Raw genomic sequence first — 15,982 nt, forward strand, 5'->3', positions numbered from 1 at the left:
ATGTTTGACAACGAAGCGATGTATCAATATAGCAGCGTGATCGATGCGGTCGTGCATGAAGGAATCACTGCTTTTCGGAAAAAGGGAAGTAAAGGCGTTTTGGCTATTCGAGATCACTATGCAGCTGTCGAAGCAGCAAGCGAAAATCGTAAAGGCGTGCAATTTGTCGTTCGCGATAAAGGTCATCTGCAGATGGAGCATGGCGTCAAAGGGTTTATTGTTACGAGCCAAGAAGCGCTGCTGACAGAAGCAGATAAAATCACGCATTGGACACCAAACGTTTTTAGATGGGGAACATATACGGACGATAAACGGCAATACATAAAAGGTTTTGACGAACAAAACTTGCAACAAATCAATACATTCGTGGTCGATGTCGATACACAACAAGTCGATGTTGCGAAGATGCTGACGGCATCGATGAAAGTGCTGGATCAAACGCCGACTTTTATTTTACATACTACAGCTGGTTTTCAACTGTACTTTGTCCTAGATGCACCAACGTTTATCAGCAATGCCAACCAGTTTAAAGGGTTACGCGTGGCGAAACGTATTGCTAAAAACATCAAACATGCGTTTGCGAACGAACTGCCAAACGTCGATTGCGGATGCAATGATTTTGGTTTCTTCCGAGCTCCAAATACTAAAAATGTTGCCTTCTTAAATCTGGAGAGTAAATTTCAATTTCAGGAATTGATGAACTGGTCTAAGGAATATACGGCTAAAAATAATCGCCCAGGTCTGCAACTTGTGTCGAAGCAAGCAGCAACTTTTGATGCGACGCAGCAACCTTGGTTCGATAAAATCGTGCATTTGACGAATGTCCAGGGGCGCAAAGGGCAACTTGGCCGGAACAATGTTATGTTTACACTGGCACTTGCTTGTTATAGCTCCGGCAGATCCAAACAAGAGGCTTTAGATCTGCTTGATCAATTTAATAGTCGCCTGCAGGCTGAACTGAAAAATTATAAAGAGATCGAAAAAGTCGTACATAGCGCTTATTCCAAAAGATATAAAGGTGCGAATCTGGAGTATATTGAATCGATCTTGGAAACGTACGATTCAGGAAGCGAAATGGAGCATTCTACGCCATTTATCTTTGCGAAGCCAGGGAATAGTGTGTTTCGGAAGCATAAAAAAGCGCGAGAAGTGCGAGAATATTCACATTTTGCAGAGTGGGAAAGTGATTTGGAAAGCTACCTAGAAAAACAGATCACAGCTGGAAAACTTTACTTAGAAAAGTCGCAGCGCGAGTTGGCTGAAGAAACAAAAATACCATACGCATCCTTGAAAAAAGTCCTGAAGCAATCGAGCAAAATTATTAGCAAAGTACAAGGCAAAGGTCGATACGCGAAAACGTTGCTGACCACGATCGCGATTGTGACCGAACAAGCGATCCGTCATGCACTCGATCAAAAAAAAGTGAAGCAAGAAAAATACCGTGCATTTGTTGAAACGTTTGCGTCAGCAGTGGAATATGTGAAGGGAAAAGTCTACTCAACCAGCAACGCAGAGAGCCTTTTTGTGCGTTCCAACGTCAGAGGGGATAGAACTGCCCAATTAGTGTTAGAACAAATCAATAAAGTGTACCAGACAAGTCCTAGCAACGATTTAGAGCGATCGCGAAGTAGTTAACTTTTAATGAGCTCAATTGCCAAGTACTTATTTCTAGTTACTAGTTTGCTCTCGACCCCCTGGTTAAATTAATTTACTGATGTGAGGATGGTTTTTAAACATGAATCGAGCAGAGAAAAAGCAAAAACAACAGCTGTTACTCCAGCTGTCAGATTGTTATGAAAAGCATGATGCGTTACATGTGAAACATGAGGCTGGTACTTATTTACAATGTGCTACGTGTATGAGAATTATAGAGGTGACAGCTGCGATCAAACGGTTATAAGAACCACCAGTGGTAAAAAAAACGGAGAAAAAACAGCTAAAGGGTAGTCATCAGGCCGAACCGGATGCGGTGAAGTTTGAACGTATGGAAGATTGGTTTCAAGGTTTTACGGTGGATCAGTACGTGCATTTAAAAGATTCGGGAATGAAAGATAGCGATCTTGTAGATTTGTTAGATATTCCAGTTGCTATTTTAAGACATTGGAAGATGTTACATGGTTTAGCGAGTTATCCAGCAAGTATTTTTGAGGTAACGACTAAAGAGCAAGGGAAGTATTATTATAAGGCGCTCAAGCAGAGGGATTTGCGGCATCTTTTAAGACAAGCAGGAATCCAAGCACGTTCGATCACTGAAATTCCTGGCGATGAATGGGAATCATTTTATGTGTCACTGGATGGAGCTGATAGCTATACAACGCTGGGGTTATTGGAGCAGGAAGTAGTCCTTGGGTTATTAGCGCATTTAGAACCGGTTTTAGAAACACAAGCTGCGGAAGTTTGTGTCCCAGTTGGGACATATAAGGTTATTCGGTATGGTGGCAATAATGGGGGACAGATCGTGAATTTTGTTCAGCCTCATCGAGCTCAAAAAGTGAAGAAAGGCAAACCTGTGCAATTATTGGTCAAGGGGCGTGTACAAACAGCGATCAAGCCAGGTATGTATGTTGTCAAAAATAGCTTGAAAGAAGTGATGTGTTATACATCTAAGGAATTTTTTATGCTGTTTGACTTGTTGCAGGATACGAAGTACCGCCCGAATGGATAGATGTCAATAAAGTAGACAGAAAAAAGGAATATTTTATGAAGAATCATTTAGAAAAGCAAGTTCTTTTAAATTAGGTGATAAGAAGTTGTTTGCAGAATGTGGTCTTTTTGAATTATAGAATCCTTCAATATACTCAAAACAAGCTAATTTTACTTCTTCCAAAGAGGAAAAATTTCGACGATTAAGTTCTTCTTTCTTCATGTATTTAAAGAAAGATTCTGTGACGGCATTATCCCACGGGTAAGCAAGTTTAGAATAGGAAGGGATAAGGTTGTATTTTTCTTGGACCTGCCGTAATTCTTGAGACAAATATTGGGAACCACGATCAGAGTGAAAAATAACCGACTGCACAGGATTTCTAGAATGAACGGCTCGCTCTACCGTATCACAAACTAATTTTGCAGTCATAGAGGCATAGACATTCCAAGCAATCACTTTTCGAGAGAAGATGTCAAGAATTACACAAAGATAAACAAATCCTTTTTTTACAGGAATATACGAAATGTCGCTGACCCAAATACGATTGGGTTGCTTGGAATGAAATTGCTGTTTCAACAGATTTGGACAAGTAGAAGAAACCGTCGGTTTTTGATAACGGAATCTTGGTTTTACGGTAGACATTTTAGGAAGATCCATGGTTTTCTGTCAAGGGCCATATTAAAATGTTGGTTTTAGGCCACTGAAAATGTAAGTGAAAATCGTTTAAACGTTTTTACGATTTCACCTCTTTGTTTTCGCTATAACTCTTCATTCTATAAGAGGGCCCCGTAATTTGGATCAATTTAGAGTGATGGACCAACCGGTCCAGTAGCGCGTTGGTAAGCTTCTTGTTTCCAAATATTTCGGACCACTGGGATAGTGGGATATTGGTTGTAACAATCGTAGATTTTCTTTCATACCGCATATTAATCAGCTGAAAAAGTAAGTTGGAACCTTCTTTGGAGAAAGGTAAATAGCCGACTTCGTCGATAATCAACACCGAATAACCCGAATATTTTTTTAGCATCGTTTCGCTAGTTCCGCGCTTGTGAGCGCGGATCAAACGATTCACTAATTCAGTGCTCGTAATGAACAAACAACTTAAACCACGATCGATACATTCTAATCCAATTGAAACGGCTAAATGGGTCTTTCCAACACCACTATTTCCAATAAAGAGAATATTGTCATATGTGTCTAAAAAGCGTAATGTTAATAAATCCTGCATTTCCTTCTTTTTTATCCTTGGTTGAAAATCAAAATTGAAATCATGGAGTCGTTTGTGGTAGGGGAACATTGCACGCTTTAATACCTTTTTTTGACTTTCTTTTTTACGATAACTAATTTCTTATTGGGTGAGCTCGAATAAAGAGTCTACAAGCGATTTATCACTTTTGGCAACCTCATCTAAATGGGCAGGTAGATTTTCTTTCATGCAAGATAAATTCAATTCGTTTAGTTGATTTAACAATTGATGGTAATGGGACATCATTTCCTCCTTATAGATCGTCATATGCATGTAAATTATCATCGACAAATCGCTCTAATTCTTCATCTTCTAAATATTTAAATACATCGGAACGCAAAATTTCAAGCGAGTCTTCGCGTTGATAATTAAGCGCTTTTTCACTTATAGGATGGGTTCGAATACATTTATCCCCATACCAAACAAATAGATTGTCCCTACGAATATCTAACGTCACTTCTTTCCCAATATATTTAACAGGAACAGAATATTTAGCATTTTGATATTGAACCATGGACTCCATCGATACCTTTCTCAGTAGACGTTTATTTCTAGAAACATAGCTGAGCAATTCTAAACGATGGATGGGAGCTAGTATGGGAAGCTCTTCCTTTAGTAAAACCCTCGGTTTGTTGTGGATGGCTTGTGAGACGGAGCCATTCAGATCTTGCATCAATTCATATATGATCTGTTTTAACTCTTGTACATCTGTAAATTCATAATTAAAGACCATTAAACGCTCAACTGTTCGGGCTAATGCTTCCACTTTCCCTTTTGTTTGGGGTCTAAAAGGACGACAAGCAATCGGATGGAATCCAGCATCTTTCGCAAATTGCCGGAATTTTTCATTGAAAACAGTTTGTGTGAATTGACTCTTACTACGGTCGACAACGGTTTTCATATTGTCAAACCAAATTTCTTGAGGAATACCGTTTCCGCAATATTCAAAGGCATTGACTAAACACTGAAAAACCGTCGGTTGTGTTCGATCAAAAGTGAGCTCTAAGTACTTCATTCTTGAGTAACCAAGAATATAGAGAAAAATATTGAAATAAAACACTTCACCGTCTCGGCTAACCATTTTAACGTTTTCTTTCCAATCTACTTGAGCAGAAAGACCGGGTGTGGTCTCAATGCGAATCGTTGCTTTTTGTACTTTTTCTTCCCGGTATTTACGACAATAACGTTTAATCGTTGTATAACTCCCTTTATAACCTTTTTTACCTAAGAAATAAAAGATAGAAGCTGCCGAACAATTTAATTCTAATTTATCACGAATAATTTCTTCAAAACCATGAAGCAAAGGAGGGACCGAAGGTTTTCTCTCTCTAAGCTTATCTAAATCCCCCTTCAATCCAGCTTCATAATAGCGTTTAACCGTTCGATAATCACAATTATATTGTTTGGCAAGGGCTGCGAAATTAGGATGAATTTCATTCATAATGTGTCGTAACACTCCTTCTAAGACATCTTTTCTCATGATTCACTCTCCTTGGATAGTTTCATGAAAAAGAATATCAGATTTGTCATGTACCTACATTTTTGATGGCCCTTTTCCTACATTTTAATATGGCCCTTTACAATATGATCATACAAAACGGGTTGAAGAAAGTGAATTACGTCCAGGAGATCTTGTCTTTTACACAAAGACCTATAATGCAGGAAGGCCAGTAACACATGTTGCTTTTTACTTGGGAGATGGCAATGTTTTTCAAGCAAGTGGAAACAAAATTAATTACAGTTCGATAAATAATAGCTACTGGAGAGCGCATTTATATGGGTTTGGTAGAGTGGCAGAATTTAATTGAAAAGGAGTTTATTAAATGACAACAAGTAAGAGAATGTTAACCATATTTATCTTAACTATTTTACTTTTATCGATTATTTCATTTTGTTTTTTGTACGTGCAAGCTAATAGTAAGGTCGTTACTCAGAGAGAGATAATTAAAAAAATGAATATAAATTTACGAAATAGAAACGAAGAAAATATCACTTTAAAAGAAAGAAGTTTACAAAATAGTGATGATTCCGATCAAAAAAATCCATCTTTTTTTAGATAAATTTTTTGGTGAAATACAAAATTATACGGAAAAAGATTATGGAAAAAGATTTGATGGAATAGAAAATATGGCAAATGAATCTATTCTTCAAGAAATGAAAGGTGCTGGATCTGAAGTCGAAACGGCTTCCCACAATATTGAATTTGAAAATAAACTAACAGGTCTGACGGTTTATCAAGACCGTGAAAAGCCACTCCACTTTTTTATCAAAATGGAGCTAGAATATCATACAAAAACATTTGAAAACAAGTCCTATTTTTTAGCGGAAGTAACGTTACAAAAACAAAAAGAGGATTACTTCATGACGAATTACACCGCTTTAGGATCGATTCAACAAACAACGGAGGCCTAGTTATGGAAGAAGGAAGTTGGATAGAAAAAATTCAAAATTTGAATAAGAAAGATAAAAAAATATTTCAAACAAACAAAATTCTTCGGTTTAAAATCGGGATTATCTTATCGGCTTGTTTAGCTGTATTTTTCTTATCATCTAATTATTGGTGGGGAGATTATTCCCCGATTCAGCAAAGTCAGATTGGAGAGAAAGTGGACATTAACGGCACAAAATTTATTCTGCAAGATTGGAAATACAATCCAAATAAAAAGTCCATGCGCATCAAAATGTTTATTGATCCGAACGCAACTGACACTTATACCAACCTGTATAAAGTAAGTTTTGTGATGCGTGATTTAGAAAAAGAGGACTATGAAAATACACAAATTCACAGCAAAATATTGTATCAAGATGATCGATATTTGGTAGTAGAAGTCAGCGACTTACCGGAGAATTTTCAAAAAATGGTTGTCTATGTGGATGATGCTAATGAAGAAAATAACGAAGTTGCGCTTCAAACATTTTCAATCAGCAAGAGTGATGATAATGAAAAAATGGGTGGCTTCTCCGGAGATTATCGTAAGTTGAAAAAAGTGAAAAACTGGACCAGTGAAACAACGTTTGCCTACAAAAAAGAAGGACTCCGTTTTCAAATAATGTTCTTAGAAAACAACATAGCGAAGAAAGATATGCAAATCAAAAAGCTGGAAGAAAAAAAACAGATTATTCATGAAAAGCAACAAGATTTGGAGGCGAGCAAAACTCACAAAACACCGGAAGAACAGACTAATATCACTTATGAAATCCATAGCTTGGATGACACTATCAATGATAATAAATCTTCGATATCGAGTAAAGAAGCGAATATCGCTGCTTTGGAAGAACAAATAAAAGCGATGAAGAACCAGATCCAATCACTTATCGAGATAGGTAAATAAAGCTACGGTAAAACCACCGGGAGCATGTCTTAGGATATACGGTAAAACCACCGGTTGTAGGCTAAAGATATACGGTGGAACCACCGTAAGTAAGGAAATAAGACCTACGGTAAAACCACCGTAAAAAGCTTACAGCATGACCCCACCGTTTCCTCGCCTCTGGCGAGCCTCCAAACACTGTTTGGGGGCAAAAACACATTATGCTCTTATCCATTTACTTCGTAAATTTGGATAACTCTTTTTAGACAGTGGATAATCTCAATAGATTATTCATTGTTTAAAAGAATCATTGCACTTGATTTTAAAATAAAAAAGAAACCGGGGAACCCGGGTTCGACCAAGTACGAATTCGCTGTAAGCGAGATCGTGCGGTCTTTAAACGAAGGGAATGGAATTATTTGGCAGAAATAAAAATTCGTGATCTGGATGCAGCTGTCGTGAAGCAATTGGATCAAATGGCTCGTGAAAAAAAGATGTCTCGCGAAAGTTTTTTGCGTCAGTATTTGACAAGCATCGCCGCATTGGAAGAAACCAATCATCTTATTGGAAAACAAGAAGAGGCTTTCCAAAAAATGTCTATGGGAGTCTTTGAGTTAACAAAAAATGTACAACAACTATTAACTGAAATTCGTGAATAGGAGGATATAACATGGCTAGAAAAGAATTTGATATGAAGAGTGAATCGAAAGAAATTATGATGAAAGCAAAAAAAAGATATGGACTTAGATCTGATTCTGAAACAATTAATTTTATCATCCATATGTTTTCGGAAAAAGAGAGGGAACAAGCAATCTTTGAAGTGATGAGAGATCAATATGCAGATTCAAAAAAATTATTTGATCGAATTCGATTAGGTGTGAATAATGCTGAGAAAGGCACACAAGTTGTCAAAGAAATGTTAAACAACTACTTCTTATTCAATCACGAACCAGAAGAAGCTTTCTTCCCAATCGAAAAAGATAAACATTTTATTACAGGGAAAGCAGAAGAAGAAGTGCAACGTCGATTTAAAATCATGCGTGATCAAAAGAAAGAAGCGAGCAGAAAAAAACAAAATGTTCCAGTAGTACCGGAGCCGATCCATGAGTAAGATTACCGCCGGTATTGTTTTAGCGACGAAATTTATTGTCCCAAACAGTCCATTAAATAAGTCGAAGAAATACTGGTCAAACTATATCAAATATATTGATCGTGATGAAGCCGTTCGAAACGAGCATTACAAAGAATTTAGCATGATTGGTAATGAAGAAGAGCGTACGGAAGAGGAAAAAGAACGGAATAAAAAATATATCGATTATATGGGAAATCCGAAAAAAACATCTGGTTTATTTACAGAAGGAAAACCGAAGTTGACACAAGCTGAAAAGAAAAAATATAAAGATGCGTTCCAAACTGCAGAAAAAAATAACAGCGTTATGTTCCAGCATGTTATCAGTTTTGATAACGAGTGGTTGGCTAAACAAGGTATTTATGATCCGAAGATAGGAATGCTTGACGAAAAAAGATTGCAGCAAGTAACTAGTGCGTCGATGAAAAGTTTTTTGCGGAAAGAAGGCATGGAAGGCAGTGCGATTTGGTTAGCAGCGATCCATAAAAACACAAAACATTTTCATGTGCATATCTCGGTTACTGAACCAACCCCAACACGTAAATTTTATTCCAATAAAAGACGGCCGGAGTTGGAAAAAGGAACGGACGGGAAGCCAGTAAGAGATGGACGTATGGCACCAGCAACTAGAAGAGCCGTACGTAGTACCGTTTATAGTGAAATAGCACAGCGAGGAAGCATTTACCAACGGATCGATGATTATGCAAAAGAACAACTTCTTACACCACTTCATGCGTCGAAGGAAGTGATTCGATCACATGAAAATGAGGCCTTATTTCTTGAGCTACATCAAATGTATAAAAAACATTCTGGTCAGTGGAATTATGGAAATTTAAACAAACATCCAGCAAAAAAAGTTGTAGATCAGATCACGACAAATTATTTAACGAAACACCATCCCGAAGAAATGCAAGTATTCCAAAAAGCATGGGAGCATGAAGGTAACTTACAACAAGAAGCCTATGGTAAAAAAACAGAATTTAATATTCACACTTACTTAGAAAGTAAGGATGAAAAATTATACAAGCAGCTAGGAAATCAAGTGCTACAAGAAGTTAAAAATTATGATAAGCGTTTCAATCATTCCAAATCAGATCATCATTATTTAGATCAGCAGGGAAATTTAAAAAAGGAAGGGTCTTTAACTCCAAAAGATAAAATTGCCCGTTATCGCCGGCGACGGGGGTCGGTGATCTATCAGTTGAAAAAGATGGATTATGAATTAGATAATTCGTACAAAAAATGGAAAAATGATCGCGCATTTGAACAACTAGAGCAGGAAATGGAAAGAGAAAAATCAATGGACAGAGAGTAGGAGATATTGGATGCAAAAAAAATATAAAGCGAACAAGAAAGCACGCTCAAAGCGGAGAACGTGCTTAATTCAACCGGACGACATTTGTGTGACCACGGTGATGTATCAGGAAGAGACGAACAGGAAAGTTAGACCGGTAGTAGTTTTAAAGATTGATAAAGAAAAAGAAATTGCTTGGTGTCATAAAATGACAACAAAGCCTAAGGGAATCCCTTTAAGGAGGTGGATCGAAGAAGGGCTTTTCAAACCAACCTTTGTGGACATTCGGTTGATTATTCCAGTGAAAATAAAAGGGATGGTTCGGATAGGCGTGCTGCATCCAGAGGATAAAAGCAGCCTAAAATCATGTACAACGCTTGGGATTACGCTATAATGAAAAGGAGGTGAGAAGAATGCATACAAACCAACGGTTTCCTAACGAATATTTACAAGATGTATTGGTACGTTTAGCCCACCATTCCAGTGCGATTGAAGGGAATACGATATCGCTCGCCGACACGGTATCTATTATCTTGCATAATAAAGTGACGGGGAAAGAAAGTTACGATCTTCGGGAAATTTATGAAGTGAAAAATCATGAACAAGCCTTTGATTATGTGATGGAAGAGATAGAAGCATTACGACCGATCAGTGTTCCAACAATCAAACAGATCCATGCGTATTTAACGGATCGACTGCAGTATGATCATGGCGAGTTCAAAGCGAGTGCCAATGCGATACTTGGTGCAGATTTCCAGACGGCGAGTCCACAAGAGACCCCCTTACTCGTGCAACAATGGGTAGATAATGTCAATTACCGTTTAGGAACGCATGAAGAAAGTTTGGAGAAAGAACCATCGAAAGATGATAAGTTAGAAACTATTCTGGAAAGCCATATTGACTTTGAACGTATCCATCCATTCAGTGATGGAAACGGACGAACAGGACGTATGGTGATGAATTATTTATTGATGGAAAATGATTTTCCACCATTGATTATCAAGGCAGAAGAAAAGGCGGTCTACATGACGTATCTAGCCAATCAAGATGTTTCGGGCTTCCATACATTTGCGCAACAGAAGCTGGCTCAAGAAAAAGAACGGGTAGATCAGTTTAGATCTACGGAAAAAGAACAAATCCAGTTGCCAAAAAAGCAAAAGGATGATTTAGAACGATAAAAGGTTCCTTACGTCAGTGAGGAGTTTTTTTCAAAAATAATTAGATAGCTAGGAACTTCCTAAAAAGGAAGTTCTTTTTTTTGTGCCAAATTATAAAAGGAGTGGTAAATACAATGAAATATGAAGAAGAAAAACATCCATTATTTAACCAAGAAGCATTAGATCAATATGTGGAAGATACTTCCCAATATTATACCGAAAACATGAAAAATGCGATGCACTTATGGCCCAATGGTAAAATGACAAGTTCCACCTATGAGGGAGTGAGGGGGGACGACCATCAAGTGATTTCCAATTACTTTGATAATATCGACATGCCAGAACTGACAAAACTAAAACGAAGTGAGGTAATGAAAGTTGCGGCTGAAGGTGTGGGAGTTTTGATTGTAGTTCCAGAGACAGAAAAAATATTGAAAGCGAAAAATCAAGTCCTTACAGATAAACAAATTCAAGTTGTGTGTAAAAATAACTTCGAGTTGGACTACTTCAGTGAAGGTATCGTGCTTACAAAAGAAAAAATGGAGGCTTATGGTGTGACGGAAGCACAGATACAAAACCTTGCAGCTAAAAATCAAGCAGCTAAGGAGAATAAAGCCTTGCAATTAGGAGAGGTAGAAAAAAGTATAGAGGATCTAGAAAGATAAGAAAAAGAACCTCCCTGGTATCGGGGGGGTTCTTTTTTAATTTGGATACAAAGTTTCAACGGTATCAACCAATATTTTAATTTTCGCGATTTCTTCTTCGCTTCTCAAATTTAGGGATAGTAACCATTGCTTTAGGGACAAATCGTTCCATACTTTGTCTTCCTGAACATAACCGACTAATTCATCTATCGATAGATGGAAGTAAGTGGCAAGACGGATCAGCTTTTCAATATCTGGTTTTGTTTCACCACTCATGTAGTAAGCGACGGTTCGTGTTTGAACGTTTAATAATTCAGCAATTTGATGATTTTTGAGACCATGTTCTTTTTTTAATCTCGAAAGATTTTCAGCAAATTGGTGTTGAATAGTCATGGTGCTCCCTCCTTTATTTAACGTTTTAAGTATAACAAAAATTTCTAAAAAGAAAAGATATTTCCTTATTCTATAAAAAAGAATGTAATTATCACTTGAAAATGAAATAAAATAAGTATATTATGAATTTAAGAAATATAATTTCCTTTTTATAGGAAAAGGAGTGAAGACAAATGTCTATCATACAAGGATTTTTAGATATATGTGATCGGATCGCTTACTTCTTTGGAGAATTAGTTAGTATCATTGTTACAAGCATTTTACTTGTGATTGAAAACGTATTTACTGCTTTATATCATGCGTATCAAGCAAGCGGTCAGATGAAATGGGCATGGTGGACGGTTATGACTATATTAGCTTGTATGATTGTCGTATTTATCATTCGCTATTTTATTATTGTCGCAGTAGCTACGCTGTTTTTGGTCCCTTTAATGGCTTTTTTTGTCAAAGCCTTTTTGACAATCGTTGTAGCTACCTTTCTACTTACGATTGTTTTTATTATCATTTATAAAGGCAAAACGAGCATTTCAAAATGGATGAGAGCAAGAAGGAGTCAGCAAGAAGGAGCATAAGACATGAACGAAGAAACTAGAAAAAAGAAAAAAAGACCTTCACTTACCACACTTTACGAAGGAACGATGAAGGAAATTACGAGCAATGAGAACCGTTACATCGAATTTTTGAATTTCGCCAGCAGGGTGCATAAATATAGCTTTGATGAACAGCTGCTTTTATATGCACAAAAACAAGATGTCCACATGGTAGCGACATTTGATATTTGGAAAAAGCTTGGTCGGTTTGTGAAACACGGATCTACTGCAGCGCTTCTATTTGATTACACGACACAACAAAGAAAGTATGTCTTTGATATATCCGAAACAGGCGGAGAACCCCTTCAGGTATTTGATTGGCAGTTACTTGATAATGACAAAAATGATTTACTTCGATATTGGAACACATATGAAAAACAGAGTGGTACGCTTGTCAATTGGGAAGATGGCATTCACGCAAAAATAGCTTCCTATCAAAAACCAATAGGTGATCAGATTCATCCGTTTTTTGTAAAAGATATTGAAGTGGTTGCAGCGTATATCATCTATCAACGAAAAAATACACTAATACCAGAGGATTTACTACTAGATGTACAGAGCGTTTTACAGATTGGGAAAAGAGATAATACGTTACTGGAGATACAACATTTTGCCAATTTAACCGCAAAGGAATTTTTACAAGATGTGGAACGCATTTTAAATAATGAACTGAAAAAAGAGAGGGTGCTTTACCATGACAGAATCAAATTTGAAGATGAGTTATCGCGAAGAGAATGGCAACCTGCTTCCAGAGATAGAAACGTCAGAAGAAATGATGTCGATTGGAAAGATCGGGAAGCTGATCCAATTGAAATGGGAGAAAGAAAAATCGCTTCAAGTGATGAAATGGAAGTTAAACGGAAATTATCTTCAGGAAGTGAAACGAATGGAAATTCAAGTGCAAGACAAGATCAACCAGTATTACGAGAAACTCGTGACGAAAGAAAGCTTACCGCCCGAGATGGAACCATTAGCGAGAGCGAAGCGTCTGAAATCGCTTCGGATGCAAGCAGAGGAGATCATTCTGAACCAACTATAGTAGAAGAAGTAAAAGAATCTGAGCGACCAGGTTCTTTTTTTATGCCTGTCAGTGAGCGAGGAGAACAAGTCGATTTATTTGCAGAAGAAACAAACTACATGGAAGATCCAGGAATTTCTTATTTAGATGATAATGAGGAAGAATCGGTAGAGAACTTTCGCTTTGCGGATACATTCACCTTTCCAAGCGGTCCAAAAGCTAAATTTCAAGCGAATATTGCAGCCATTCGCTTGCTGCATCGATTAGAAACGGAGAATCGGTTCGCTAATAGCGAAGAACGCAATATATTAGCGCAATACTCCGGTTGGGGTGGACTTGCGGATGCTTTTGATGAAAACAAGCTAGCGTTTCAAAAAGAATATCTCGAACTGAAGGAGTTACTAACACCTGAAGAATATCAAGCAGCATTTGAAGGAACTTTAACGACCTACTATACAGAACCTGCTTTGATCGATCGCATGTACCAAGTTCTTCAAGGCCTAAATGTAGAACCCGAAAAAATTTTGGAACCATCGATGGGGATAGGTCACTTCTTTGGTCGGTTGCCTAAGGTCTATCAAACTGCTTCTTTAACTGGTGTGGAAATTGATAAGTTATCCGGTAGAATAGCAAAAAAATTATACCCGAAAGCAGCTATTCAATTAAAAGGCTTTGAAGAAATGAATAGCCAATCTAATACCTTTGATATTGCGATTGGGAATATTCCTTTTAATGACTTTAATGTGACCGATAAATCCAAACGATATCCGCATAAATTGATCCATGATTATTTCTTTGAGAAAAGTTTAGATCTCGTCAAGCCAGGAGGATACATTCTTTTTGTTACCAGCAAAGGAACAATGGATAAGAAAGATAGTCGAGCGCGCCATTATTTAGCGCAACGAGCTGATTTAATAAGTGCGGTAAGGTTACCAAATACAGCATTTTCCGGATTGGGTGGGACAAAAGCAACCACTGATATCCTGCTTCTTCAAAAGCTAGAAAAAGAACGATCTGTGGTGGAAGATATTCCAGAATGGGTGCAAACAACAGGATTTCAAGATAGTCAAGGAAGAATTAACACGTATTTTTACAATCATCCAGAAAAAGTCTTAGGGGAATTGAAGCTATCTGGCATGTATGGTGGATAAAAGGTCATTGAATGTGTGCCAAAAGCGAACCAAGATTGGTTGGTCGAATTAGATAAATGGGCAGTAAGCTGTAAAGGGCCATATTAAAATGTAGGAAAAGGGCCATCAAAAATGTAGGTACATGACAAATCTGATATTCTTTTTCATGAAACTATCCAAGGAGAGTGAATCATGAGAAAAGATGTCTTAGAAGGAGTGTTACGACACATTATGAATGAAATTCATCCTAATTTCGCAGCCCTTGCCAAACAATATAATTGTGATTATCGAACGGTTAAACGCTATTATGAAGCTGGATTGACGGGGGATTTAGATAAGCTTAGAGAGAGAAAACCTTCGGTCCCTCCTTTGCTTCATGGTTTTGAAGAAATTATTCGTGATAAATTAGAATTAAATTGTTCGGCAGCTTCTATCTTTTATTTCTTAGGTAAAAAAGGTTATAAAGGGAGTTATACAACGATTAAACGTTATTGTCGTAAATACCGGGAAGAAAAAGTACAAAAAGCAACGATTCGCATTGAGACCACACCCGGTCTTTCTGCTCAAGTAGATTGGAAAGAAAACGTTAAAATGGTTAGCCGAGACGGTGAAGTGTTTTATTTCAATATTTTTCTCTATATTCTTGGTTACTCAAGAATGAAGTACTTAGAGCTCACTTTTGATCGAACACAACCGACGGTTTTTCAGTGTTTAGTCAATGCCTTTGAATATTGCGGAAACGGTATTCCTCAAGAAATTTGGTTTGACAATATGAAAACCGTTGTCGACCGTAGTAAGAGTCAATTCACACAAACTGTTTTCAATGAAAAATTCCGGCAATTTGCGAAAGATGCTGGATTCCATCCGATTGCTTGTCGTCCTTTTAGACCCCAAACAAAAGGGAAAGTGGAAGCATTAGCCCGAACAGTTGAGCGTTTAATGGTCTTTAATTATGAATTTACAGATGTACAAGAGTTAAAACAGATCATATATGAATTGATGCAAGATCTGAATGGCTCCGTCTCACAAGCCATCCACAACAAACCGAGGGTTTTACTAAAGGAAGAGCTTCCCATACTAGCTCCCATCCATCGTTTAGAATTGCTCAGCTATGTTTCTAGAAATAAACGTCTACTGAGAAAGGTATCGATGGAGTCCATGGTTCAATATCAAAATGCTAAATATTCTGTTCCTGTTAAATATATTGGGAAAGAAGTGACGTTAGATATTCGTAGGGACAATCTATTTGTTTGGTATGGGGATAAATGTATTCGAACCCATCCTATAAGTGAAAAAGCGCTTAATTATCAACGCGAAGACTCGCTTGAAATTTTGCGTTCCGATGTATTTAAATATTTAGAAGATGAAGAATTAGAGCGATTTGTCGATGATAATTTACATGCATATGACGATCTATAAGGAGGAA

The 15,982-nt window shown here is 37.4% G+C and carries 16 protein-coding genes and 2 pseudogenes; 14 read left to right on the forward strand and 4 right to left on the reverse strand.

What is annotated here, in order from left to right; genetic code table 11:
- Together PQQ29_RS00005 and PQQ29_RS00010 are read left to right on the forward strand one after the other, a co-directional pair.
- Positions 1-1,635 (forward strand): primase C-terminal domain-containing protein, encoded by a 1,635-nt coding sequence (locus PQQ29_RS00005; protein WP_003728500.1) that lies wholly within the window; start codon positions 1-3, stop codon positions 1,633-1,635.
- 274 nt (positions 1,636-1,909) lie between these two features.
- Complete coding sequence (locus tag PQQ29_RS00010; protein ID WP_003728499.1) at positions 1,910-2,665, forward strand: hypothetical protein; 756 nt, start codon at positions 1,910-1,912, stop codon at positions 2,663-2,665.
- 33 nt (positions 2,666-2,698) lie between these two features.
- Here the strand turns inward: PQQ29_RS00010 and PQQ29_RS00015 are convergent, their stop codons facing one another.
- From PQQ29_RS00015 to istA (PQQ29_RS00025), 3 genes and pseudogenes are all read right to left on the reverse strand, one after another.
- Positions 2,699-3,286, reverse strand: a complete 588-nt coding sequence (locus PQQ29_RS00015) for an IS3 family transposase (RefSeq protein WP_023553716.1) — start codon at positions 3,284-3,286, stop codon at positions 2,699-2,701.
- A 91-nt stretch (positions 3,287-3,377) separates the two neighbouring features.
- A pseudogene (gene istB, locus PQQ29_RS00020) lies at positions 3,378-4,133 on the reverse strand (IS21-like element helper ATPase IstB).
- Positions 4,134-4,143: 10 nt separating this feature from the next.
- On the reverse strand, positions 4,144-5,370 hold the full coding sequence (istA, locus tag PQQ29_RS00025) for an IS21 family transposase (RefSeq protein ID WP_187984146.1): 1,227 nt from the start codon (positions 5,368-5,370) through the stop codon (positions 4,144-4,146).
- 163 nt (positions 5,371-5,533) lie between these two features.
- On the opposite strand from istA (PQQ29_RS00025), the pseudogene PQQ29_RS00030 reads away from it, so the two are divergent.
- The 9 genes and pseudogenes from PQQ29_RS00030 to PQQ29_RS00070 all read left to right on the forward strand — a co-directional run.
- A pseudogene (locus PQQ29_RS00030) lies at positions 5,534-5,698 on the forward strand (NlpC/P60 family protein); the annotation flags it as partial.
- 214 nt (positions 5,699-5,912) lie between these two features.
- A complete protein-coding gene (locus PQQ29_RS00035) occupies positions 5,913-6,302 on the forward strand; it encodes a hypothetical protein (RefSeq protein ID WP_003731844.1) in 390 nt (129 codons plus the stop codon).
- A 2-nt stretch (positions 6,303-6,304) separates the two neighbouring features.
- Entirely contained in the window at positions 6,305-7,222 is a 918-nt protein-coding gene (locus PQQ29_RS00040; RefSeq protein ID WP_003728493.1) for a hypothetical protein, read from the forward strand.
- A 398-nt stretch (positions 7,223-7,620) separates the two neighbouring features.
- A complete protein-coding gene (locus tag PQQ29_RS00045) occupies positions 7,621-7,860 on the forward strand; it encodes a hypothetical protein (RefSeq protein WP_011011016.1) in 240 nt (79 codons plus the stop codon).
- Between the two features lie 11 nt (positions 7,861-7,871).
- Positions 7,872-8,312, forward strand: coding sequence for a hypothetical protein (locus PQQ29_RS00050; protein ID WP_011011015.1), 441 nt, complete (start codon positions 7,872-7,874; stop codon positions 8,310-8,312).
- Positions 8,305-9,645, forward strand: a complete 1,341-nt coding sequence (gene mobP2 / locus PQQ29_RS00055; protein ID WP_025370664.1) for a MobP2 family relaxase — start codon at positions 8,305-8,307, stop codon at positions 9,643-9,645. Before PQQ29_RS00050 ends, mobP2 begins: the two co-directional genes overlap by 8 nt.
- Before the next feature lie 10 nt (positions 9,646-9,655).
- The gene (locus PQQ29_RS00060) at positions 9,656-10,018 is read left to right on the forward strand and encodes a hypothetical protein (protein WP_031641939.1); all 363 of its coding nucleotides are present in this window, start codon (positions 9,656-9,658) and stop codon (positions 10,016-10,018) included.
- Between the two features lie 19 nt (positions 10,019-10,037).
- Positions 10,038-10,802 carry a Fic family protein gene (locus PQQ29_RS00065; protein ID WP_025370662.1) on the forward strand — a complete coding sequence of 255 codons (765 nt, stop codon included), beginning with the start codon at positions 10,038-10,040 and terminating at the stop codon, positions 10,800-10,802.
- Between the two features lie 113 nt (positions 10,803-10,915).
- The gene (locus PQQ29_RS00070) at positions 10,916-11,446 is read left to right on the forward strand and encodes a hypothetical protein (RefSeq protein ID WP_003728487.1); all 531 of its coding nucleotides are present in this window, start codon (positions 10,916-10,918) and stop codon (positions 11,444-11,446) included.
- 36 nt (positions 11,447-11,482) lie between these two features.
- Here PQQ29_RS00070 and PQQ29_RS00075 read toward each other — a convergent pair whose 3' ends face one another.
- Complete coding sequence (locus PQQ29_RS00075; protein WP_003728486.1) at positions 11,483-11,818, reverse strand: helix-turn-helix domain-containing protein; 336 nt, start codon at positions 11,816-11,818, stop codon at positions 11,483-11,485.
- A gap of 173 nt (positions 11,819-11,991) precedes the next feature.
- On the opposite strand from PQQ29_RS00075, the gene PQQ29_RS00080 reads away from it, so the two are divergent.
- From PQQ29_RS00080 to istA (PQQ29_RS00090), 3 genes are all read left to right on the forward strand, one after another.
- The gene (locus PQQ29_RS00080) at positions 11,992-12,390 is read left to right on the forward strand and encodes a hypothetical protein (RefSeq protein WP_011011011.1); all 399 of its coding nucleotides are present in this window, start codon (positions 11,992-11,994) and stop codon (positions 12,388-12,390) included.
- A 3-nt stretch (positions 12,391-12,393) separates the two neighbouring features.
- Positions 12,394-14,577, forward strand: a complete 2,184-nt coding sequence (locus tag PQQ29_RS14525; RefSeq protein ID WP_223196601.1) for a class I SAM-dependent methyltransferase — start codon at positions 12,394-12,396, stop codon at positions 14,575-14,577.
- Between the two features lie 171 nt (positions 14,578-14,748).
- Positions 14,749-15,975 carry an IS21 family transposase gene (istA, locus tag PQQ29_RS00090; RefSeq protein WP_227665703.1) on the forward strand — a complete coding sequence of 409 codons (1,227 nt, stop codon included), beginning with the start codon at positions 14,749-14,751 and terminating at the stop codon, positions 15,973-15,975.
- The last annotated feature ends 7 nt before the right edge of the window (positions 15,976-15,982 follow it).

Origin of the sequence: Listeria innocua, assembly GCF_028596125.1 — a bacterium.
In the GTDB taxonomy this organism is placed as follows: Bacteria; Bacillota; Bacilli; order Lactobacillales; family Listeriaceae; genus Listeria; species Listeria innocua.